Annotated in this window: 24 protein-coding genes; 11 read left to right on the top strand and 13 right to left on the bottom strand. The window is 72.3% G+C overall.

Features of this window, described 5'->3' with window-relative positions; translation table 11 throughout:
- Positions 1 to 31: 31 nt before the first annotated feature.
- The 3 genes from IE312_RS04185 (at position 32) to IE312_RS04175 (ending at position 3,320) form a co-directional block, all read left to right on the top strand.
- Positions 32 to 1,486: a glycine hydroxymethyltransferase gene (locus IE312_RS04185; RefSeq protein ID WP_189978497.1), complete on the top strand. Its 1,455-nt coding sequence runs from the start codon at positions 32 to 34 to the stop codon at positions 1,484 to 1,486.
- A 101-nt stretch (positions 1,487 to 1,587) separates the two neighbouring features.
- Positions 1,588 to 2,601 carry a tryptophan--tRNA ligase gene (trpS, locus tag IE312_RS04180; RefSeq protein WP_189978494.1) on the top strand — a complete coding sequence of 338 codons (1,014 nt, stop codon included), beginning with the start codon at positions 1,588 to 1,590 and terminating at the stop codon, positions 2,599 to 2,601.
- 134 nt (positions 2,602 to 2,735) lie between these two features.
- Complete coding sequence (locus IE312_RS04175; protein ID WP_189978492.1) at positions 2,736 to 3,320, top strand: 2'-5' RNA ligase family protein; 585 nt, start codon at positions 2,736 to 2,738, stop codon at positions 3,318 to 3,320.
- 9 nt (positions 3,321 to 3,329) lie between these two features.
- Here IE312_RS04175 and dprE2 read toward each other — a convergent pair whose 3' ends face one another.
- Positions 3,330 to 4,085, bottom strand: a complete 756-nt coding sequence (gene dprE2 / locus IE312_RS04170; protein WP_189978490.1) for a decaprenylphospho-beta-D-erythro-pentofuranosid-2-ulose 2-reductase — start codon at positions 4,083 to 4,085, stop codon at positions 3,330 to 3,332.
- Positions 4,086 to 4,170: 85 nt separating this feature from the next.
- Between dprE2 and IE312_RS04165 the strand changes: the two genes are divergently transcribed.
- Positions 4,171 to 5,079, top strand: a complete 909-nt coding sequence (locus tag IE312_RS04165) for a YihY/virulence factor BrkB family protein (protein WP_189978488.1) — start codon at positions 4,171 to 4,173, stop codon at positions 5,077 to 5,079.
- Here the strand turns inward: IE312_RS04165 and IE312_RS04160 are convergent.
- Positions 5,027 to 6,310 carry a D-alanyl-D-alanine carboxypeptidase family protein gene (locus IE312_RS04160; RefSeq protein ID WP_368859989.1) on the bottom strand — a complete coding sequence of 428 codons (1,284 nt, stop codon included), beginning with the start codon at positions 6,308 to 6,310 and terminating at the stop codon, positions 5,027 to 5,029. The genes IE312_RS04165 and IE312_RS04160 overlap by 53 nt on opposite strands.
- Positions 6,311 to 6,401: 91 nt before the next feature.
- Here IE312_RS04160 and IE312_RS04155 point away from each other — a divergent pair, with 91 nt between their 5' ends.
- Both IE312_RS04155 and IE312_RS04150 read left to right on the top strand, forming a co-directional pair.
- A complete protein-coding gene (locus IE312_RS04155; RefSeq protein WP_189978486.1) occupies positions 6,402 to 6,641 on the top strand; it encodes an SCO4848 family membrane protein in 240 nt (79 codons plus the stop codon).
- A gap of 15 nt (positions 6,642 to 6,656) precedes the next feature.
- Positions 6,657 to 7,874: a metallophosphoesterase gene (locus tag IE312_RS04150; RefSeq protein ID WP_189978485.1), complete on the top strand. Its 1,218-nt coding sequence runs from the start codon at positions 6,657 to 6,659 to the stop codon at positions 7,872 to 7,874.
- A 9-nt stretch (positions 7,875 to 7,883) separates the two neighbouring features.
- Here the strand turns inward: IE312_RS04150 and IE312_RS04145 are convergent, their stop codons facing one another.
- From IE312_RS04145 to IE312_RS04095, 11 genes are all read right to left on the bottom strand, one after another.
- Positions 7,884 to 8,492 carry a Uma2 family endonuclease gene (locus IE312_RS04145; protein ID WP_189978484.1) on the bottom strand — a complete coding sequence of 203 codons (609 nt, stop codon included), beginning with the start codon at positions 8,490 to 8,492 and terminating at the stop codon, positions 7,884 to 7,886.
- A 90-nt stretch (positions 8,493 to 8,582) separates the two neighbouring features.
- On the bottom strand, positions 8,583 to 9,329 hold the full coding sequence (locus tag IE312_RS04140) for a TetR/AcrR family transcriptional regulator (RefSeq protein WP_189978483.1): 747 nt from the start codon (positions 9,327 to 9,329) through the stop codon (positions 8,583 to 8,585).
- An 11-nt stretch (positions 9,330 to 9,340) separates the two neighbouring features.
- Positions 9,341 to 9,865: a DUF393 domain-containing protein gene (locus tag IE312_RS04135; RefSeq protein ID WP_189978969.1), complete on the bottom strand. Its 525-nt coding sequence runs from the start codon at positions 9,863 to 9,865 to the stop codon at positions 9,341 to 9,343.
- 5 nt (positions 9,866 to 9,870) lie between these two features.
- A complete protein-coding gene (locus IE312_RS04130) occupies positions 9,871 to 10,278 on the bottom strand; it encodes a hypothetical protein (RefSeq protein ID WP_189978482.1) in 408 nt (135 codons plus the stop codon).
- An 86-nt stretch (positions 10,279 to 10,364) separates the two neighbouring features.
- Positions 10,365 to 10,775 carry a VOC family protein gene (locus tag IE312_RS04125; RefSeq protein WP_189978481.1) on the bottom strand — a complete coding sequence of 137 codons (411 nt, stop codon included), beginning with the start codon at positions 10,773 to 10,775 and terminating at the stop codon, positions 10,365 to 10,367.
- Between the two features lie 89 nt (positions 10,776 to 10,864).
- Positions 10,865 to 12,220 (bottom strand): FG-GAP and VCBS repeat-containing protein, encoded by a 1,356-nt coding sequence (locus IE312_RS04120; RefSeq protein ID WP_189978480.1) that lies wholly within the window; start codon positions 12,218 to 12,220, stop codon positions 10,865 to 10,867.
- Between the two features lie 119 nt (positions 12,221 to 12,339).
- A complete protein-coding gene (locus tag IE312_RS04115; protein WP_189978479.1) occupies positions 12,340 to 13,119 on the bottom strand; it encodes a succinate dehydrogenase iron-sulfur subunit in 780 nt (259 codons plus the stop codon).
- Positions 13,119 to 14,873: a succinate dehydrogenase flavoprotein subunit gene (gene sdhA, locus IE312_RS04110; RefSeq protein ID WP_189978476.1), complete on the bottom strand. Its 1,755-nt coding sequence runs from the start codon at positions 14,871 to 14,873 to the stop codon at positions 13,119 to 13,121. Before sdhA ends, IE312_RS04115 begins: the two co-directional genes overlap by 1 nt.
- A gap of 19 nt (positions 14,874 to 14,892) precedes the next feature.
- Positions 14,893 to 15,375 (bottom strand): succinate dehydrogenase hydrophobic membrane anchor subunit, encoded by a 483-nt coding sequence (locus IE312_RS04105; protein WP_189978474.1) that lies wholly within the window; start codon positions 15,373 to 15,375, stop codon positions 14,893 to 14,895.
- 5 nt (positions 15,376 to 15,380) lie between these two features.
- On the bottom strand, positions 15,381 to 15,761 hold the full coding sequence (sdhC, locus tag IE312_RS04100) for a succinate dehydrogenase, cytochrome b556 subunit (RefSeq protein ID WP_189978472.1): 381 nt from the start codon (positions 15,759 to 15,761) through the stop codon (positions 15,381 to 15,383).
- 191 nt (positions 15,762 to 15,952) lie between these two features.
- Positions 15,953 to 16,528, bottom strand: coding sequence for a 2-oxo-4-hydroxy-4-carboxy-5-ureidoimidazoline decarboxylase (locus tag IE312_RS04095; RefSeq protein WP_189978470.1), 576 nt, complete (start codon positions 16,526 to 16,528; stop codon positions 15,953 to 15,955).
- A gap of 196 nt (positions 16,529 to 16,724) precedes the next feature.
- Between IE312_RS04095 and IE312_RS04090 the strand changes: the two genes are divergently transcribed.
- The 5 genes from IE312_RS04090 (at position 16,725) to IE312_RS04070 (ending at position 21,215) form a co-directional block, all read left to right on the top strand.
- Entirely contained in the window at positions 16,725 to 18,359 is a 1,635-nt protein-coding gene (locus tag IE312_RS04090; protein ID WP_189978968.1) for a beta-N-acetylhexosaminidase, read from the top strand.
- 142 nt (positions 18,360 to 18,501) lie between these two features.
- A complete protein-coding gene (locus IE312_RS04085) occupies positions 18,502 to 19,218 on the top strand; it encodes a DUF4328 domain-containing protein (RefSeq protein ID WP_189978468.1) in 717 nt (238 codons plus the stop codon).
- A gap of 93 nt (positions 19,219 to 19,311) precedes the next feature.
- Complete coding sequence (locus IE312_RS04080; protein ID WP_189978466.1) at positions 19,312 to 19,869, top strand: hypothetical protein; 558 nt, start codon at positions 19,312 to 19,314, stop codon at positions 19,867 to 19,869.
- A gap of 142 nt (positions 19,870 to 20,011) precedes the next feature.
- The gene (locus IE312_RS04075) at positions 20,012 to 20,422 is read left to right on the top strand and encodes a hypothetical protein (RefSeq protein WP_229899015.1); all 411 of its coding nucleotides are present in this window, start codon (positions 20,012 to 20,014) and stop codon (positions 20,420 to 20,422) included.
- 175 nt (positions 20,423 to 20,597) lie between these two features.
- Positions 20,598 to 21,215, top strand: coding sequence for an RNA polymerase sigma factor (locus tag IE312_RS04070; protein WP_189978464.1), 618 nt, complete (start codon positions 20,598 to 20,600; stop codon positions 21,213 to 21,215).
- Positions 21,216 to 21,403 lie beyond the last annotated feature (188 nt).

The raw sequence follows: 21,403 nt of genomic DNA, 5'->3' as shown, positions 1-21,403 counted from the left end.
ACGCTGTACGCACACCGTCCGGAGGTCCCCGATGCCCGAGAATTCCGTCTCCCCCTCCACCGAGAGCACGGCCTTCCGCGCCGCCCTCGACGTCATCCGCACGGTCGAGCCGCGCGTCGCGGACGCCATCGGCCAGGAGGTCGCCGACCAGCGCGGCATGCTCAAGCTGATCGCGTCCGAGAACTACGCCTCCCCGGCGACCCTGCTCGCGATGGGCAACTGGTTCAGCGACAAGTACGCCGAGGGCACCATCGGCCGCCGCTTCTACGCCGGCTGCCGCAACGTCGACACCGTCGAGGCCCTCGCCGCCGAGCACGCCCGCGAACTCTTCGGCGCGCGCCACGCCTACGTCCAGCCGCACTCCGGCATCGACGCCAACCTCGTCGCCTTCTGGGCCGTCCTCGCCGACCGCGTCGAGGTGCCCTTCCTGGAGAAGGCCGGTGCCCGCCAGGTCAACGACCTGAGCGAGGCCGACTGGGCCGAGCTGCGCCAGGCCTTCGGCAACCAGCGCATGCTCGGCATGTCCCTGGACGCCGGCGGCCACCTCACCCACGGCTTCCGTCCGAACATCTCCGGCAAGATGTTCGACCAGCGCTCCTACGGCACCGACCCGGCCACCGGCCTCGTCGACTACGAGGCGCTGCGCGCCCAGGCCCGCGAGTTCAAGCCGCTCGTCATCGTCGCCGGCTACTCCGCGTACCCCCGGCTGGTGAACTTCCGGATCATGCGGGAGATCGCCGACGAGGTCGGGGCCACCCTCATGGTCGACATGGCGCACTTCGCCGGCCTGGTCGCGGGCAAGGTCCTCACCGGCGACTTCGACCCGGTCCCGCACGCCCAGATCGTCACCACGACCACCCACAAGTCGCTGCGCGGCCCGCGCGGCGGCATGGTCCTGTGCGACGACTCCCTCAAGGACCAGGTGGACCGCGGCTGCCCGATGGTCCTCGGCGGCCCGCTCCCGCACGTCATGGCCGCCAAGGCCGTCGCCCTGGCCGAGGCCCGGCAGCCCGCCTTCCAGGACTACGCCCAGCGCATCGTCGACAACTCCCGCGCCCTCGCCGAGGGCCTGATCCGCCGCGGCGCGACCCTGGTCACCGGCGGCACCGACAACCACCTCAGCCTGATCGACGTCGCCACCTCCTACGGCCTCACCGGCCGCCAGGCCGAGGCGGCCCTGCTGGAGTCGGGCATCGTCACCAACCGCAACGCCATCCCGGCCGACCCGAACGGCGCCTGGTACACCTCCGGCATCCGCATCGGCACCCCCGCGCTCACCACGCGCGGCCTCGGCACGGCGGAGATGGACGAGGTGGCCGCCCTGATCGACCGCGTCCTGACCACCACCGAGCCGGGCACCACCAAGTCGGGAGCCCCGTCCAAGGCGGCCCACGTCCTGGACGGGAAGGTCGCCGAGGAGATCTCCCAGCGGGCCACGGACCTGGTGGCGGGCTTCCCGCTGTACCCGCAGGTCGACCTGGGCTGAGCAGCCCCGGAAAGGGCGCGGGGAACCGCGCGGCCGGCCCACCGCGGTCCGCCGTTCCCCGCGCACCGGACCCGCCCCGTCCCTCTGCGACAATGAGGGGTATGGCTTCAGACCGACCTCGCGTGCTCTCCGGTATTCAGCCAACGGCTGGCTCGTTCCACCTCGGCAACTACCTCGGCGCCGTCCGCCAGTGGGTGGCCCTGCAGGAGTCCCACGACGCCTTCTACATGGTCGTCGACCTCCACGCGATCACGGTCCCGCAGGACCCGGAGGCCCTGCGCGCCAACACCCGCCTGGCCGCCGCGCAGCTGCTGGCCGCCGGCCTGGACCCGGACCGCTGCACCCTGTTCGTGCAGAGCCACGTCCCCGAGCACGCCCAGCTCGCCTGGGTCATGAACTGCCTCACCGGCTTCGGCGAGGCCAGCCGCATGACCCAGTTCAAGGACAAGTCCGCCAAGCAGGGCGCCGACCGGGCCTCCGTCGGCCTGTTCACCTACCCGGTCCTCCAGGTCGCGGACATCCTGCTGTACCAGGCCAACGAGGTCCCCGTGGGCGAGGACCAGCGCCAGCACATCGAGCTGACCCGTGACCTCGCCGAGCGCTTCAACGGCCGCTTCGGCGCGACCTTCACGATCCCGAAGCCGTACATCCTCAAGGAGACGGCGAAGATCTACGACCTGCAGGACCCGACGGTCAAGATGAGCAAGTCGGCGTCGACGCCGAAGGGCCTGATCAACCTGCTCGACGAGCCGAAGGCCACGGCCAAGAAGGTCAAAAGCGCGGTCACCGACACGGACACGGTGATCCGCTACGACGCGGAGAACAAGCCGGGCGTCTCCAACCTCCTCACCATCTACTCCACGCTCACCGGCAGGCCGGTCGCCGAGCTGGAGCGGGACTACGAGGGCAAGATGTACGGCGCGCTCAAGACCGACCTCGCCGAGGTCATGGTCGAGTTCGTGACGCCGTTCCGGGAGCGCACCCAGCAGTACCTGGACGACCCCGAGACGCTCGACTCGATCCTCGCCAAGGGCGCCGAGAAGGCGCGCGTCGTCGCCGCCGAGACCCTCGCGCAGGCGTACGACCGCGTGGGCTTCCTCCCGGCCAAGCACTGAGGCGCGCCTGGTCACGGGCCCGCGCCTGCGGAGCGCTGCACATCACTTCCGCTGCGCCTGCCCACAGCACACTCATGGCCGTACAGTCATAGCCGACGGCTGAGCAGAAAACAGACACGACGACAGGAGACGACGTGGGGACCGTAACGATCGGCGTCTCGATCGCGGTCCCGGAGCCTCACGGCAGCCTGCTCCAGGAGCGGCGCGCGGGCTTCGGCGACGCCGCGGCTCACGGCATCCCCACGCACGTCACGCTGTTGCCGCCGACCGAGGTGGAGCAGGCCGACCTGGCGGCGGTCGACGCGCACCTCACCCGGGTCGCCGCGGCCGGCCGGCCGTTCCCGATGCGGCTGTCCGGCACCGGCACCTTCCGGCCCCTGTCGCCGGTGGTCTACGTCCGGGTCGCCCAGGGCGCCGAGGCCTGCACCTGGCTGCAGCAGCGGATCCGGGACGCGTCCGGACCGGTGGCGCGCGAGCTGCAGTTCCCGTACCACCCGCACGTCACCGTGGCGCACGGCATCGACGACGCGGCGATGGACCGCGCCTTCGAGGAACTGGCGGACTTCGACGCCGCATGGCCGTGCACCGGCTTCGCGCTGTACGAGCAGGGCGCCGACGGCGTCTGGCGCAAGCTGCGCGAGTACACCTTCGGGGGTCCCGTCGTACCTCCCCAGCCGGGCCACACCGACATCGAGCGCGGCCGGATCGCGAGCCGCTAGGGCCGCCCGTCAGGGCGCGAGCCGGCGGTGGACCGCCCGCGGCGTGTGCCGCAGGGCCGCCATGACCCACCGGAGCCCGCCCGGCACCCACACCGTCTCCGCGCCGCGCCGCAGGCCGAGTTCGATGGCCGTGGCGACCGCCTCCGGGGTGGTGGCGAACGGGGTCCGCGGCCGGCCGGCGGTCCGCCGGGTCCGGACGAAGCCGGGGCGTACGACCATGACGTGGGCGCCGGTGCCGTGCAGCGCGTCCCCAAGCCCCTGGGCGAAGGCGTCGAGGCCGGCCTTGCTGGAGCCGTAGATGAAGTCGGTGCGGCGGGCGCGTTCGGCCGCGGCGGCGGACAGCACGACGAGCGAGCCGTGGCCCTGGTTCTGCAGGGCGCGGCCGGTGACCAGGCCCGCCGAGACGGCCCCGGTGTAGTTGGTCCGGGCGACCTGCACGGCGCGGGCCGGGTCGCGTTCGTCGTGCGCCTGGTCGCCGAGGATCCCGAAGGCGAGCAGCACCAGGTCGACGGGCCCCTCGGCGAACACCTTGCCGAGGACGGCCTCGTGGGACTCCGGGTCGAGCGCGTCGAAGGCGAGGGTGTGCACGTCCGCGCCGAGCGCCCGCAGGCTCCCGGCGGCGTTCTCCAGCGCGACGCAGGGGCGGCCCGCGAGCCACACCGTGCGGGTACGGCGGGCGATCAGCCGGCGCGCCGTGGCCAGCGCGATCTCGGACGTGCCGCCGAGGACGAGCAGGGACCGGGGCAGTGCGGTGGCATCCTTCATGACAGTTGACCGTATCGCCCCGGTATGACCGTTCGGGCGGAGAAACGCGGTGTTGACGGCCCCGAGGACCGGGCACAGTCGGATCATGGACTGGCTGAAGAAGCTGCCCGGCATCGGGCCGATCGTCACCCGGCTGACCGCCACCCACGCGTGGCGGTCCTACGAACGGCTGGACCGGGTGAAGTGGACCCGGCTGGCCGCCGCCATGACCTTCGTCAGCTTCGTGGCCCTCTTCCCGCTGCTCACCGTGGCTGCCGCGATCACCGCCGCCACGCTCGGCCCGGCCCGCCAGAGGGCGGTGGAACGGCAGATCGCCGGCCAGTTCCCGGGCCTGTCGGACCAACTCGACCTCACCTCGCTGGTGCAGAACGCCGGCACGGTCGGCGTCATCGCGGGCGCGGTCCTGCTGCTCACCGGCATCGGCTGGGTCGGCCAGGTGCGGGACTGCCTGCGTGCGGTGTGGGAACTGCCGGACCGCGCGGAGAACCCGGTCCTCACCAAGGCCAAGGACGCCGGCATCCTGCTCGGCTTCGGCGGCGCCCTGCTGGTCACGCTCGCCGCGTCCACCCTGGCCTCGGCCGCCATCGGCCTGCTCTCCCGGCAGCTCGGCCTGGACGAGCACGGCTGGGGCACGGTGCTGCTGCAGATCGCCGCGTTCGCCGTGGCCGCGCTCGCCGACTTCCTCGTCCTGCTGTACGTGCTGACCCTGCTGCCCGGGGTCGAGCCGCCGCGCCGCCGTCTGCTGGTCGCGGCGCTGCTCGGCGCGGTCGGCTTCGAACTGCTGAAGCTGCTGCTGAGCGGCTATGTCCAGGGCGTCGCCGCGAAGAGCATGTACGGCGCGTTCGGGGTCCCGGTGGCGCTGCTGCTGTGGATCAACTTCACCGCCAAACTCGTCCTGTTCTGCGCCTCCTGGACGGCCACCGGCAGCAAGCGGGCGGACCTCACGGACGTGTCCGACGGCGCATCAGGTCTGGCAGCGGCCACCGGCGGTTGACCAGGAACGCCGCGCCCGCGAACAGCGCCAGCAGTGCGCAGGCGACGGCCAGGGCGGTCCCGGCCCCGCCGGAGCCGGAGGCCGTGGTGGCGCTCGCCGCCGGCTTCGCACCCGCCCCGCCGGTCCCGGAGGCCTGCCCCGCCGCCCGCGCCGCGCCCGGCCCGGCGGACGCGCTCGGGCCGGACGCGCTCAGGTCGGACGCGCTCGGGTCGGGCCGCGCGCCGGCGGCGCTCTTCGGCGGCACCAGCTCGCCCACCGGACCGACCTTGCCGACCGCCTGGAAACCCCAGTCGAACAGCTTCGCGGCCTCCTTGTAGACCTCGTTGTGCTCGTGCTTCTGCGGGTTCATCACCGTGACCAGCAGGACCTTGCCGCCCCGCTCGGCGACCCCGGTGAAGGTGGCGCCCGCGTGCGTGGTGTTGCCGTTCTTCACGCCCGCGATGCCCGGGTAGACGGGCACGTCGCTGTCGCCGCTCAGCAGCCGGTTGGTGTTGCGGATCTCGGCGGAGCCGAACCTCGCGCTCACCGTCGAGCAGTAGTCGCGGAAGTCCTTCTTCTGCAGCCCGGAGCGGGCGAACAGCGTCAGGTCGTACGCCGACGACACCTGTCCCGGCGCGTCGTAGCCGTCGGGGGAGACCACCTGGGTGTCCAGGGCCTGGAGTTCCTCGGCGTGGTCCTGCATGTCCGCGACGGTCTGCCGCACGCCGCCGTTCATGGCGGACAGCACGTGCACGGCGTCGTTGCCCGAGCGCAGGAAGACGCCGAGCCACAGGTCGTGCACGGAGTAGGTGCCGCCCTCCTTCACCCCGACCACGCTGGAGCCGGTGCCCACGTCCCTGAGGTCCGACGGCGCGACCTTGTGCCGGGTGGCCTTCGGGAAGCGGGGCAGCACGGTGTCCGCGAACAGCATCTTCAGCGTGCTCGCCGGGGGCAGCCGCCAGTGCGCGTTGTGCGCGGCGAGGACCTCGCCCGACTCGGCGTCGGACACGATCCAGGACCGGGCGGTGATGTCCTTGGGCAGCACCGGGACGCCGGGTGCCAGGTCGACCTGGGTGCCCGGCTGCCCGAGCCGGGCACCGCCCACGGTGGACATCAGGGCCGGGGGAGCGGCCGTCGGGCTCGGGGAGGGGACCGGCACGGCGAGCGCGGCGGGTGCGGTGACGGACAGCGACAACAAGGTGGCGGAGGTGACCAGCAGGGATCGCCGGCCGGTCGTCTTCGGTGCGGGCACGGTCGAGAACGTACCGGCACCGGACCGTGAAGCCCCGCCGCCCGCCCCACCCCCGGCACGGAGCCGGACACCGGACGGCGATACTGGACGCATGAAGCTCAGCCGCCCGGTCTCCTGGTTCCTGCTCGCGTTCGGGGTGTGGTCCTGGGTCATCTGGGTCACTTTCGTCAAGAACCTGATCGAGGACGGCAGCGGACTCGCCTTCGACGACGGCCACCCGACCGCCTACTTCTGGGTGCACCTGCTGCTGGCGGTCGTTTCCTTCGTATTGGGGACGGTCATCGGGGTCATCGGGTTGCGCGGGCTGCGCGCACTGCGCCGGAACTCATAGCGGGGACCGTCCCGGGTGGTCATCGTCCTCGCGCTCGTCGCCCTGGCCGTCCTGGCCGCCGTCGCGGGCCTGCACTGGTACGTGTGGCGGCGCCTGGTCCGCGACACCACCCGCGGCCCGGGCCCGGCCCGCCGCGCCGGTACGGCGCTCTTCGTCGCCGGTCCGCTCCTGATGACCGCGGCCCTGGTCTCGGAGCGCACGGGCGCCCCTTTCCCGCTCCAGCGCGCCCTGGCGTGGCCGGGCTTCCTGTGGATGGCGCTGGCGCTGTACCTGCTGCTGGGCGTGGTGGCGGGTGAGGCGGCCCGCCCGCTGCTGCGCCGCGCCCTGCGGTACCGGGACCGTCCGCGCCCCCGCTCCCGCCAGGCGGCGGGGCCCCCTGCGCCCACCGCGGCACCGGCCGCCCAGGACCCCGCCCGGCGCCTGGTCGTCGCCCGCGCGGTCGGCGCCGTGGCGGCCACCGCCGCCGTGGCGACCGTCGGCCACGGCACCTACGGCGTCCTGCGCGGCCCGCGCGTGAAGCGCGTCACCGTGCCCCTGGCCAAGCTCCCCCGCGCGGCCCACGGCTTCCGCATCGCCGTGGTCAGCGACATCCACCTCGGCCCGGTCCTCGGCCGCGGCTTCGCACAGCGGGTCGTCGACACGGTCAACGCCACGCGGCCCGACCTGATCGCGGTCGTCGGCGACCTGGTCGACGGCAGTGTCGAGGACCTCGGCCCCGCCGCGGCCCCCCTCGCCCGGCTCCGGGCCCGGCACGGCGCCTACTTCGTGACCGGCAACCACGAGTACTTCTCCGGCGCCGAGCAGTGGGTGGAGGAGGTCCGTGAACTCGGTCTGCACCCGCTGCGGAACGCCCGTACCGAACTGCCCTTCTTCGACCTGGCCGGGGTGGACGACGTACAGGGCGAGAGCGAGGGGCAGGGGCCGGACTTCGGCAAGGCGCTCGGCGGCCGGGACCGGGCCCGCGCGTGCGTGCTGCTCGCCCACCAGCCGGTGCAGATCCACGAGTCCGTCCGGTACGGCGTGGACCTCCAGCTCTCCGGGCACACCCATGGCGGCCAGCTCTGGCCCGGCAGCCTGCTCGCCGCCGCCGCCAACCCGACCGTCGCCGGTCTCGACCGCTACGGCGACACCCAGTTGTACGTCAGCCGGGGCGCGGGTGCCTGGGGCCCGCCCACGCGCGTGGGGGCTCCGTCGGACGTCACGGTGATCGAACTGGCCGCCACCCGCGCGTGACCCAGGCCCTCAGCCGGCCTCCTGCCGGCCGGCCCGCAGGATCCGGGTGACGTCGAGGGTGACCTCGCCTCCGATGACCGCGGGCAGGGTGACGGTCTCGCCGGGCGAGTAGGGGCGGTGACTGTCGTACGCGTCCCCCGCGGGATCGGTCAGGACGTGGAGGCGCTGGTGCTTGCGGTCCACGATCACGTAGACCGGGACCTTCGCGCCGGCGTACGCCCTGACCTTGTCGCGCAGGTCGGTCCTCCAGTTGCTGGAGGTGACCTCCAGCACGAGGCGGAAGCAGGCGGGGTCGTAGCAGTTGTTCTCGGCGAGGTGATCCCGGTAGTCGGCGTCGACCAGTGACAGGTCGGGGATCGCGTAGTCCTCGGCGCCGGTGGGCAGCCAGATGCCGATGCCCGGGATGACCTTGGACTCCGTGCCGTGCAGGCCTGCTTCGATGAAGGGGATGGTCAGATCCATCAGGGCCTCCCCGTGGGGGCCGTCCGGTGGCGGGGACACGACGATCTGGCCTCCGATGATCTCGACGCGGTTGCCCGGATTGCGTTCCATGAGCCGATTGGCTTCCGCGATCAGCGGTCGGTTCTCATGGGGCCGCTCGACGGATGCTGCGGACATCGCGTGCCTCCTGTGGGCTGGTGTCGAGAGCATCATCGTAGGCAGCCGGGACTCCAGGCGTCCCGTTCCCGCGCGTTCACCCGAAAGTGATCACTCGGCCCGGTCGCGCTCCCGTCCCGGGTGCGGCAGCGCCTTCGTCATTCCCGGCAGGAAGTCCGTGAACAGCTCGTGGACCTCCAGGACCAGGGGCCGCAGGACCCGGAAGCGGGCCAGGGAGACGCCGCGGGCGGTCAGCCGGGCCCCCCGCCGCGCCAGCCGGTAGCTGCGCTCCCGTCCCTCGGTGCGGTCGAAGACCCAGTACAGCACCAGGCCCATCTGGGAGAGCCACATCAGCTCGGGCAGGACCTCCCGCAGTTCGGGCGCCACCTTGGCCCTGGAGCCGGCGAGCACCTCCCGGTGCACGCTGAGGGCCTGCTCGCGGGCGTGCTCGCTCTCCGGCGAGAAGGGGCTCAGCGGGCTGTCGGGGTCGGCGGCGTTCTTGAAGAACTGGACCGCGAACTCGTGGTACGGCCGGGCGATGTCCAGCCACGCGGTGAGCACCCCCGCGAGCCGCGCCTCCAGGTCGGTCTCCCGGTCCAGTACCTCCCGGACCGCCGCCCGGTGCTCGGCGGCGATCCGGTCGTAGAAGCCCTGGATCAGGTGTTCCTTGCCCTCGAAGTAGTAGTAGGCGTTGCCGACGGAGACCCCGGCCTCCTTGGCGATGGCCCGCATGGTCGTCTTGTCGTACCCGCGCTCCTGGAACAACCGCATGGCGGTCTCCAGGATCAGCGCACGGGTCTGCTCGGACTTGCTGCTCTGGGGGCCGGCCGCGTCGGGGCCGTCGTTCTTCGCGGGCACGGTAGAAGAGCCTAACGACTGGCGGGGGCGGCCCCGCCGTGGGACGGCGGGGAGTAGCTCCAGCCCGTACGGGGGTGGTACGACCAGCCGTCCGCCCGCTGGTACGCCAGCCCGCCCCATTGTCCGCCCCGCCCCTGTCCGTACCGCCCCTGCCCGTCCCGCCACTTGGCCGCGGTGAGGACGGCGTCCCGGGCCGCCCCGGCACCCGCCGGTGTGGCGAGCCTGTGGGCGTGCGGGCGGTGTTCGCGCAGCGCCCACAGGAGGACGATCCAGGCGCGCGAGCCGCGGTAGACCTGCCCGGAGTCGCCGACGACGGTGATCTCCTCCCGGCCGGCCGGGAGGACCGGTTCCGGGAAGCGGGCGCGGGCCGCGGCCGAGCCGGCCGGCAGCGGTTCGAGCGGCACGAGCCGGGGCTGCCGGAGGAGCCAGTCGCGCAGGTGGGTGCCCAGCGCGGACTCGGCGTCGTACAGCACGGTCAGGGCGCGGACCGGGGCGCCGGCGGTGCCCCGGCCCTCCGTGGTGGTCACGGCGGCCATTGCGGTCACGCCCCGGCCGTCGGCGCGATCCACTCCTGCGGGCCGACCGGCGGCCGCTGCTCCCGCTCCATGACCCCGCGCCGGCGGATCCGGTTGAGCACGTACACGTTGCCCAGGTGCATCACGCCGAGCACCAGGAGCACCACGCCGAGCTTGGTCGACAGGGCCTCGAAGATGCCGCGGGTGTCGTCGATCGTCCCGTCGTCGCTCAGGTACAGCGCCACGAAGCCGAGGTTCACCAGGTAGAAGCCGACCACCAGGAGGTGGTTGACGGCGTCCGCGAGCTTCTCGTTGCCGCGCAGGACGTCGGCCAGGAAGATCCGGCCGTTGCGGCTGAGCGTGCGGGCCACCCAGACGGTCAGCCCGATGCTGACGACCAGGTAGATGACGTAGGCGATGACGGTGCGGTCCATGCCCCACCCCTTCTTGAACGCGTTCAAAACGCTGACAGGGATGACTCTAGACCTGTTTTTGAACGCGTTCAACACGGGGGTGGGGCTCAGCTCCGGCGGGCCAGCGCCGGGCGTTTGGTGTAGTCGGTCAGGCCCAGGACGTTGCCCCACGGATCGGCGAGCTCCACGGTCCAGCCGGTGGCTCCCTGGATCACCTCGTCCAGGGGGGCGATGCCCGCGGCCGCCAGCCTGCGCGCCGCCACCCGCGCGTCCGGCACCTCCAGCCAGATCCGCGGCGACGGCCAGTGCGGCGGCCGGTGCCGCAGCCCCTCCTCGGTGCGCAGCAGGATGCCCGGCGTCTCCGCGCCGATCTTCAGCTGCGCGATCCCGGCCTCGTCCAGCCGGTAGCCCACGGTGAACCCGGCCCGCTCGTAGAAGGCGACCGCCTCGGCCAGGTCGCCGACGGGGAGCAGCACGTTGTCGAAGCCGAGCAGTTCGTACGACTCTTCGTCTGACATGTCGTCACATTAAGAGTCATTCACCGCGGAAGCGAGGAGCCCCACCGGAGCGGACTCCGGTGGGGCTCGTCGGGGGACCCTTCAGCGGCTCACTGCGGGAAGGCGGGGTCCAGCTCGGACTCCGCGGCACCGCTCGTCGTGATGCCCTTGGCGGTCGCGCGCAGCAGTACGCCCGGGCGGTACAGGTCGCCCGAGACCAGCAGGTCCGCGTCGCCGTCGCGGTCGAAGTCGCGCAGGCGGACGTACAGCCCGAGCATCTCGGAATCGGTCGGGCTGCCCGGCACACCCGCCGTGGCCCGGGTGAACCACTGGGAACCGGTGCCGGTCAGGCCGCTCCGGCCGCCCCGCAGGACGTGCACACCGCCCGCGTCCTGCACCGCGCCGGACTCCTCCTCGGGCACGCCGACCGCGAGGTCCGGGTAGCCGTCGCGGTTGGTGTCGCCGGCGGAGAGCGCGTACCCGAACCGGTCGTTCCGCGTCGCCGCCGTCGCCACCCCGGAGGTGGACTGGGTCAGCCGGTAGGAGGTGCTCGGGCCGCTCGCACCGCCGCGCAGGACGACCACGGCCCCCGCGCCCTTGTCGTACGGCTTGTCGCTGACGGCCAGGTCGCCGTAGCCGTTCTTGTCGAAGTCGGCGATCACCCCGGTCGCCTGGAAGTCCACCTGCGAGGCGTTGTACGTGGTGTACTTGCCGCGCTTGAGGGTGGAGCCGCCCTGCACGAACCACGCCGCCTGGACCATCTTGCCGTGCTCGTAGCCCTGGCCGATCACGTACAGGTCGGTGGCCTTGTCCTTGGTGACCCGGCCGGCGGCGATCATGCTCGGCTCCAGCACGTGGGCACCGCTGGGGCTGACCTCCAGCGTGCTGACGCCGCCCGTCGTGCCGCTCTGCGAGAACCCGCCCCGGTAGACGAAGAGGGTGCCCCTGACGTCGGTGACGGCCAGGTCCGGCTTGCCGTCACCGTTGAAGTCGCCGGCGGCGAGGGCCGTGCCGAAGCCGACGGTCGACTTGGCCGGGATCCGCGTGGCCTTCGCGCCGAGGCCCGCCTTTGCGCCCCACAGGATGGTGACGGCGCCCGTGGCTCCCTTCGTACCGGCCTTCTCCGAGTGGTCGGCGACGGCGAGGTCGGCGTACCCGTCCCGGTCGAGGTCGGCGGTCGCGACCTGGTCGCCGAAGGAGTCGACGTCGTCGGCCTTGCCCGGGATGTTGGGGCTGTCCTGGGTGAACCGGACCGTCTTCGGGCCGGGGCCGGTCGCGGTGCCGTAGGTGACGGTGACCGTACCGGCCCAGCCGGAGGCGTAGTCCCGGTAGCCGTCGCCGTTGAAGTCGTCGGCGTACCGGGCGGGCGTGGCCGCGGCGGCCGGGCCGGCCGCGAGGGTGAGCAGCCCGCCGGTGAGGGCGAGGGCCGTGGCCGTCGCCACGGCGAGCTTTCTGTGCGTGCGCATGTGTCTCCTTGATCGCGTACCCAGGAGACGCGCGAAGGGGTCGGACAGTTGTACGGCGAGGGCCCCGCCCCCGGTGCGCGACCGGGGACGGGGCCCAGAGAGCCGTAGTGGTACGGCGATCAGTAGCGACGCGTGATCAGCGCGCGCTTGACCTCCTGGATCGCCTTCGTGACCTCGATACCGCGCGGGCAGGCGTCCGTGCAGTTGAAGGTGGTGCGGCAGCGCCACACGCCGTCGCGGTCGTTGAGGATCTCCAGGCGCTGCTCGCCCGCCTCGTCACGGCTGTCGAAGATGAAGCGGTGGGCGTTCACGATCGCGGCCGGACCGAAGTACTGGCCGTCGTTCCAGAACACCGGGCAGGACGACGTGCACGCGGCGCACAGGATGCACTTGGTGGTGTCGTCGAAGCGCTCGCGGTCCTCGGCGGACTGCAGCCGCTCACGGGTCGGCTCGTTCGTCTCCTTGGTGATCAGGAACGGCATGACGTCCCGGTACGCCTGGAAGAACGGCTCCATGTCCACGACCAGGTCCTTCAGGACCGTGAGGCCCTTGATGGGCTCGACCGTGATCGGCTTCTCGGGGTTGATGTCCTTGATCAGCGTCTTGCACGCGAGGCGGTTCTTGCCGTTGATCCGCATCGCGTCCGAGCCGCAGATGCCGTGCGCGCACGAGCGGCGGAAGGTGAGGGTGCCGTCGACGTCCCACTTGATCTTGTGGAGGCCGTCGAGGACGCGCTCCTTCGGGTCGATCTCCAGCTGGAAGTCTTCCCAGACGGCCTCGGCCGCGACCTCCGGGTTGAACCGGCGGATGCGGAAGGTGACCGTGATGTAGGGGGAGTCGGCGAAACCGGGCTCGGGCCGGCCGGCCGCGTCCGCCTTGTCCAGAACAGGGGTAGCCATCAGTACTTACGCTCCATCGGCTGGTAGCGGGTCTGGACGACCGGCTTGTAGTCGAGACGGACGGTTTCCGAGCCGTCGGCGCCGACCTCGCGGTACGCCATGGTGTGGCGCATGAAGTTGACGTCGTCGCGGTTCGGGTAGTCCTCGCGGTAGTGACCGCCGCGGGACTCCTTGCGGGCCAGCGCCGAGACGGCCATGACCTCGGCCAGGTCCAGCAGGTTGCCCAGCTCGATGGCCTCGAGCAGGTCCGTGTTGAACCGCTTGCCCTTGTCCTGGATCGCCACGTTCTGGTAGCGCTCGCGCAGCTCGGCGATCTTCTCGACGGCCGTCTTGATCGTCTGCTCGGTGCGGAACACCATGACGTTGGCGTCCATGGTCTCCTGCAGCTCGCGCCGCAGGGTCGCCACCCGCTCGCTGCCGGTGGAGGCGCGCAGCCGCTCGATCTGCTCGACGACGAAGGACTCCGGGGCCTCCGGCAGCTCGACGTAGTCGGCCTTGGCCGCGTACTCGGCGGCGGCGATGCCCGCGCGCCGGCCGAAGACATTGATGTCCAGCAGCGAGTTGGTGCCCAGGCGGTTGGCGCCGTGAACCGACACGCAGGCGACCTCGCCGGCCGCGTACAGGCCCGGGACGACGGTGGTGTTGTCCGCCAGGACCTCACCCTCGACGTTGGTCGGGATGCCGCCCATCGCGTAGTGCGCGGTCGGCTGGATCGGGATCGGGTCCGTGTACGGCTCGATGCCGAGGTAGGTGCGCGCGAACTCGGTGATGTCCGGGAGCTTGGCGTCCAGCTGCTCCGGCGGCAGGTGGGTCAGGTCCAGGTAGACGTGGTCGCCCTCGGGACCGCAGCCGCGGCCCTCGCGGATCTCCGTGTAGATGGAGCGGGAGACGACGTCACGGGACGCGAGGTCCTTCATGACCGGCGCGTACTTCTCCATGAAGCGCTCGCCGTCCTTGTTGCGCAGGATGCCGCCCTCACCGCGGGCGCCCTCCGTCAGCAGGATGCCCATGCGCCAGATGCCGGTCGGGTGGAACTGGAAGAACTCCATGTCCTCCAGCGGCAGCCCGCGCCGGTAGACGGCCGCCTGGCCGTCGCCGGTCAGCGTGTGCGCGTTGGAGGTCACCTTGAAGAACTTGCCGCAGCCGCCGGAGGCGTAGATCACGGCCTTCGCCTGGAAGACGTGGATCTCGCCGGTCGCCAGCTCGTAGGCGACGACACCGGCGGACCGCTTGACGCCGTCGACCTCGGTGATCAGCTGGTCCAGGACGTAGAACTCGTTGAAGAACTCCACGCCCTCCTTGACGCAGTTCTGGTACAGCGTCTGGAGGATCATGTGGCCGGTGCGGTCCGCGGCGTAGCAGGACCGGCGGACCGGGGCCTCGCCGTGGTTGCGGGAGTGACCGCCGAAGCGGCGCTGGTCGATGGTGCCGTCCGGGGTCCGGTTGAACGGCAGGCCCATCTTCTCCAGGTCGAGGACGGCGTCGATGGCCTCCTTCGCCAGGATCTCGGCGGCGTCCTGGTCGACCAGGTAGTCACCGCCCTTGACCGTGTCGAAGGTGTGCCACTCCCAGTTGTCCTCCTCCACGTTGGCCAGCGCGGCGGCCATGCCGCCCTGCGCGGCGCCCGTGTGGGAGCGGGTGGGGTAGAGCTTGGTCAGGACCGCGGTGCGGCTGCGCTTCGTCGCCTCGATGGCGGCGCGCATGCCCGCGCCGCCGGCGCCGACGATGACGGTGTCGTACTTGTGGATCTTCATGTTTCTCGCAGCCCCGTGCCTAGCGGATGTTCGGGTCGAAGGTGAAGATCACCAGCGTGCCCAGCAGGATGGTGAACACCGTGGCGGTGTAGAGCAGCGCCTTCAGCCACAGGCGGCTGGCCGGGCGCTCCGCGTAGTCGTTGATGATCGTGCGCAGGCCGTTGGCGCCGTGCAGCATCGCGAGCCACAGCATCAGCAGGTCCCAGACCTGCCAGAACGGGGACGCCCAGCGGCCGGCCACGAAGGCGAAGCCGACCTTCGACACGCCGCCGTCCAGCACGAGCTGGATCAGCAGGTGGCCGATGACCAGGACGACCAGCACGATGCCGGACAGCCGCATGAACAGCCAGGCCGCCAGCTCGAAGTTGCCGCGGGTCGACCGCGGGGACTTCTTGGTGCGCTTGCGCGGGGCCTCGATCAGCGGAGCCGGGGTGTCGACGGTGTAGACCGGGGCGCCCTCGACGGGGCCGACTCCGGACGCGGGGGTTTCAGTCGTGGACATGGGCGTCAGCTCCCAAACAGGACACGGTAGGCGTGGCCGAGAACCGGATAGATCGCCCCTGCCATCAGGACGATCCAGACGCCCATCACGGTCCAGAACATCTGCTTCTGGTAGCGCGGACCCTTCGACCAGAAGTCGACGGCGATGACGCGCAGGCCGTTGAGCGCGTGGAAGAGGATGGCGGCGACGAGGCCGTACTCCAGCAGCGCGACGATCGGCGTCTTGTACGTGGCTACGACTTTGTCGTACGCCTCGGGGGAGACACGCACGAGAGCGGTGTCCAGCACATGAACGAACAGGAAGAAGAAGATGAGGACGCCGGTGACTCGGTGAGCCACCCAGGACCACATTCCTTCCCGGCCGCGGTACAGCGTTCCAGCCGGCACGGAAGAACCCTCCGGGAGCGGGGACTAGGGCCGCGCCGGCTTCACTGTCGGTCGGGCCCGGCCGGGTACGGTCCACCGGCCCTCTGCATGGTATCCAGGTGCCGCCGTGGTGCTTACGGGGGGCCTACCGGTGTGATCAAAGTGGCACGCGGTTGGGCTAGCGGCTGCGGCTGCCGGGGTGGATCCGCAGGTCATTTGCCCGGTGTGGGGGCGTTTGGGCTGGTCAAGCCCGCGTGGGGGTAGCCACAAATCGAACAGGGCCCCGCGCCGCTGAGCAGGGCCAGCAGCCGTCCCCGGGCCAGACGCCGCAGCTCCTCGGCCGCCGTCACCCGTTCCTCCTCCGGATCGTTTGCCAATCGTGACCGGATCGCTTCGAGGATGTGGTCGATGACCTCGTCCCCGGGGAGGTCGCCCAGGTAGACGACGAACGCGTGGCCGAAGCGCGCCTCGTAGGCGGCGTGCGCCGCGCCCAGCGCCATGTGGGCCGCCGAGTAGGTGTCCTCGGGTAGTTCCGGGAGGCTCTCGCCGGCCAGGGCCTCGGCCAGGTCGGCGGGGGCGAGGTCGTACGCCGCCTCGTCCGCGGCGGCCAGCAGGGCGTCCAGGTCGGGGTAGGGACGGTGGTCGGCGATCCGGTCGGACCAGCGCACGCTGTGCAGGCAGTGCAGCAGGAGGGTGCGGGCCTCGTCGGCGCGGGCCGTGTTGAAGGCGTCGAGGGGCGTGGGGAGGTACGGCAGACGATGGGCGGGCAGCGTGGGTCCTCGCGTCACAGGTGGCGTGGCAGGGGATGCTGTGAAAGGTGTGTCGTCAGGTTATCGAGAGTGGTCACACTGTGTGCGAGCGATACCTGAATTTCACCCGAACGGAAGAGTTTGAGGCCGCCTGAGTGACCGGTGGTCCGCTGACCGGTCGTACGTTGGCAGGGTGACCCAGCACAGGCACAGGCGCCGGGGCTCGGCGCGACAGGTGATACGCAAGCGGGCGGTGCTGGCCGCCGCGGTCGTCGGGACGGTCGCGCTCGGCACCGGCGTCGGCGTGTGGGCCTCGGCGGACGGGGGCGGCGGCGGACCCGCGGGCCACGCGCGGCAGACGTCGCCCGGCCGGGTGGCCGGCACCGGCGCCGATCCCGGCCGGCCGGCGACCGCCTCGGCCAGCCCCCGGCCCAGCCCGAGCCGGTCCTACCCGCTCTCGCAGGCGCCCCGCACGATACCCGCGGTCCGCTCCCACACCCCGGCGCGCGGCCCCGGCTGGCGGCCGCGGCCCGGCGGGCGGGTGCTGGTGAGCGACCCCGCCCTGGCCGACGAGGGGCGGCTGACGGCCGGAGAGCTGGGGCTCGCCTACGGGGGGCAGAAGAACGACGTCCGGGCGGGCGACGTACGGCTCGCGCTCGGCGGGGGCGGCGACCGGGAGTCGTACACCATGACCGTCCGGGACGGGCGGGTCGACATCACCGGACCCGGCGAGGCGGGCGTCTTCTACGGCACCCGCACCCTGAAGCAGGAGGTCCACGGCGGCGGTACGGCCCCCGAGGGCGTCGTACGCGACCAGCCGGCCAAGCCGGTGCGCGGCTTCATGCTGGACATCGCGCGCAAGCCGTACTCCGAGGCCTGGATCGAGGACCGGATACGCGAGCTGGGGGACCTGAAGTACAACGAGCTGGGGCTGCACTTCTCCGACGACCAGGCCTTCCGGATCCAGTCCGACACCCACCCGGAGATCGTCTCCCCGGACCACCTGACCAAGGCACAGGTCAAGCGGATCGTGACGCTGGCGGACAGCCGGCACATCACCGTCGTGCCGGAGATCGACTCACCGGGGCACCTGGGGGCCGTCCTCGCCGCCCACCCGGACCTGCAGCTGCGCAACGTGAACGGGGTGGCGACCCGGGGCGCGATCGACATCTCCAAGGAGGCCTCCGCGCGGCTCGTCGACGACCTGCTGAACGAGTACGCCGGACTCTTCACCGGCGACCGGTGGCACCTGGGCGGCGACGAGTACCAGGCGCTCACCGTCCGGGATCCGCAGGCCTCCTACCCGCAGCTGGCGGCCGCCGCCCGGCAGAAGTACGGCGCCGGCGGGACCGTCGCCGACCTCGCCACCGGCTGGCTCGACGCCCGCGCGGACACCGTGCGCGCCCACCACCGCACGATGCGGGCCTGGAACGACGGCTTCTTCCGCGGCACCTCCGTGCGGCCCGCGGGCGACCTCCAGGTCGCCTACTGGACCGGCAAGGAGATCGGCGCCCGGCCGCCGGCGGAGTACCTGGCCGCCGGCCGCAAGGTGCTCAACTACAACGACGAGTACCTCTACTACGTGCTCGGCCAGCCCCAGACCTTCGTCTACCCGACCGGACAGCGCATCTACGAGCAGTGGACCCCGCGCGTGCTGCGCGGCACGACCGCCGTCCCGGCGCGCTACGACGGGCAGATACTCGGCGGCTCCTTCGCGGTCTGGTCCGACCGGCCGGGCGCCCAGACGGAGGGTCAGGTCGCCGCGGGCATCCGGATGCCGCTGCGGGCCACCGTGCAGAAGCTGTGGGACGCGCGCACACCGGCGCTCTCCTGGACCGACTTCCGGAGGCTGGCGGACCGGCTGGGCTGAGAACCGAGTGGACGTACGACGGCGTCCGACCGTATGTTCCGGTGTCCGCACGCGCCTTCGCCTGCGCGTCGGCATCAGGACAGGCGCCGGTTCGGGGAGAACCGGGCGCCGTCTCGGATCTCGTCTTCCCGGGGGACCCCTCATGACCACACCCATGCCCGCGCCCATGCCCGCACCGCCGCACGCCGTCCCGCCCGGCGGCGCCTGGCTGCGCTCGCCGGCCGCGCTCGGCCGCGCCACCGTCGTGCTGCTCGGCCTCGTCATCGTCACCGACCTGTTCGCCTGCTACGCGGACTGGCTGGAGATGGACGTCACCGGCGACCTCCGGGGCACCCTGGGCACGGACGTGCTCGACCGGGCCCACCACGCGGACCGGCTCTACGGTGTCGCCGGCATCGCGCAGGGGGTCGCGCTGGTGGCCACGGCCGCCGTCTACCTGTGCTGGCTGTGGCGGATCCGGGTGAACGCGGAGGTGTTCGACGCCTCCCGGCACCGCATGAAGCGCGGCTGGACCATCGGCGCCTGGTTCTGCCCGGTGGTGAACCTGTGGTTCCCGCGCCGGATCGTCGCCGACAGCTGGGACGCCAGCGCCCCGTGGGGCTCGCGGTCCGGGCACACGCCGGTCAACGCCTGGTGGACGCTGTGGCTCGTCGGCATCGTCGTGGGCCGGTTCGCGGACACCAGCAACCGGCACGCCGAGACCGCGGACGAGCTGAAGGAGGCCGCCAGGGCGATGCTGTTCTCCGACGACCTCGACATCGCGGCCGCGGTCCTCGCCATCGTGGTGGTGCTGCAGCTGACCCGGATGCAGGAGCGCAAGGTCCTCTCCGGTGAGCTTCCGGCCCCCGCATTTGGCTGAAAACCCATGGCTGTGACACTCCCGGTCCGTCGCACGCAGTAAGGGGAAGTGCGGGCTCCGTACCGGTCGGTGCCCTGGCGAGGGAGGGCAGTCATGAGCCTGGTGGACCTGATCGCACAGGCCGACGAACGCGGACTGGCCGCCAGCGGACTGGCTTGTTTGGATCGGTGTCTGCCGTTGCTCGGCGGTGATGACGAGCTGCTGCGCCCGCTGTGGGCGCGCCTCGCCGACGGCTCCGACTGGGCCGGGGAGCTGACCGGGGCCCGCGCGGCGCTCGGCCCCGCGGAACCCTCCGACGAGGCCGCGCGGCTCGCCCTCCGGATGCTCCGCTCGGCCCCGGCCGAGCGCACCGCCGACGCCGTCCGGCCCTGGGCCGACGCCTGCTCGGTCGCCTCGCTGCGCATCCACCGGCTGCTCGACCCCGCCACGCCCGCCACGGACGACGGCGACGCCGGCCGCGCGGGCGACACGGCGGACCTGCCGCCGCTCGTCGCCGCCGAGCTGCGCCGCCAGGCCGCGGTGCTCGAACTCCTCGCCGGGCACGGCGCCCAGGGGCTGCGGCGGGCGCTGGAGGTGTCGGTCGAGGGCCGCCGGGTGCTGCGTGCCGTGGTCTCCCGCCGGGCGCGCAGCGCCGCCGAACCGGGGGTGTGACGGGGCCTGTGACCGTCGTGCGGCGGACCTGCGGCGGCCTTGCGACGGTTGCCGGAACGTTCGGGGAAACCCCCCGGAACCCGGTGACGGAACCGCGCCCCGGCTCGCTCTTCCCTATGTGACAGCCGATGTGACAGCTCAGGTGACGGCCCGGAACGGGACAGCACAGCAGCACACCAGGCCGCAGGCCGCGGCGAAACCCGTGCGGTGGGCGGCGGACGCGGTGGCGACCCTGCGCGAGGGCGCGCGGATCCGGCTCGACTACTCGGCGCAGAGCCTGTGGCGGGTGGACCGGATGATCGAGGAGATACGCCGCGAGGGACCGCCGTACGAGGCCGTGGAGAGCGTGCTGCGCGGCTTCGGCGCCTACGCCGGCGAGGTCATCGTCCGGCAGACCGGCGCCGAGTGGTGGGCGACCGGCGGCGAGCACTGGCTGCGCACCCCCGACGGCCGGCTCTGGGACCCCCTGGACGAGGCCCGCCGCTGCTACACCGGCCACGGCTCGCTGCGGCTGCTGTGCCGGGACGCGACCGCGAGCGCCGCCCGCCGCTGACCCGCGCGTGACACTCCCGCCGACCCGCCCGTGACTCTCCCGCCGACCCGCCTGTGACACTTCCGTCAGGGCCGACGCTGATGATCGTGGAGGGCGACAGACACGGCCGGAGCGTGTCGCACCGTGACGGAAGCGCCACGCAGTGGCCAGGAACTCGGCACGAACGAGGACGGTCTTGGGCCAGGGAGCGGAACCCCGCCGCCCGCAGCCGCGGGACGGGGAGCTGGGCGCGGCCGTCGCGCGGGCCCAGGACGGTGACGAGACCGCCTTCGCGGTGGCCTACCGGATCGTGCAGCCCGGCCTGCTGGGCTACCTGCGGGGTCTGGTCGGCGACGACGCGGAGGACGTCGCCTCCGACGCCTGGCTGGAGATAGCCCGCGACCTCGGCCGCTTCCGGGGCGACGGCGCCGGCTTCCGCGGCTGGACCGCGACCATCGCCCGGCACCGCGCACTGGACCACCTGCGCCGGCAACGGGTACGGCCCCGGGCGGCGCAGCTCGGACAGGACGCCCTGGAACTGCCCGGCCGGCACAGCACCCACGACCAGGCACTGGAGTCGCTGTCCACCGAACAGGCGCTGGACCTGGTGCGCCGGCTGCCCCGGGACCAGGCCGAGGCGGTGCTGCTACGGGTGGTCGTCGGCCTCGACGGACCGGCCGCCGCCCGCGTCCTCGGCAAACGCCCCGGCGCCGTCCGCACCGCCGCCTACCGGGGACTGCGCCGCCTGGCCCGCCAACTCGGCACCGACGGTGTGACGGATGCCGATCCGCCGACGCTGGGTGAGTCGAGGTGAACGGCGGCGGGCGCGGTACGTATGCAAGGGCGACCGGCACGCGCGCACGGGCGTCCGCCGTCACCCGCCTCCGCTCCCCGCGGGCCGGGGACGCGGGTGCCCGGTGCGGGGCCGGGCCGGTGTACGCGGTTCCGGGCGGACCGGAGGAGGACGGGAACGGGCATGGGTGAACGGCACAGCGGCGACGG

Source organism: Streptomyces capoamus, assembly GCF_014654935.1.
Classification (GTDB): domain Bacteria; phylum Actinomycetota; class Actinomycetes; order Streptomycetales; family Streptomycetaceae; genus Streptomyces; species Streptomyces capoamus.
The sequence above is the reverse complement of the archived record's forward strand: the minus strand, read 5'-3'. Positions and strand labels throughout refer to the sequence as shown.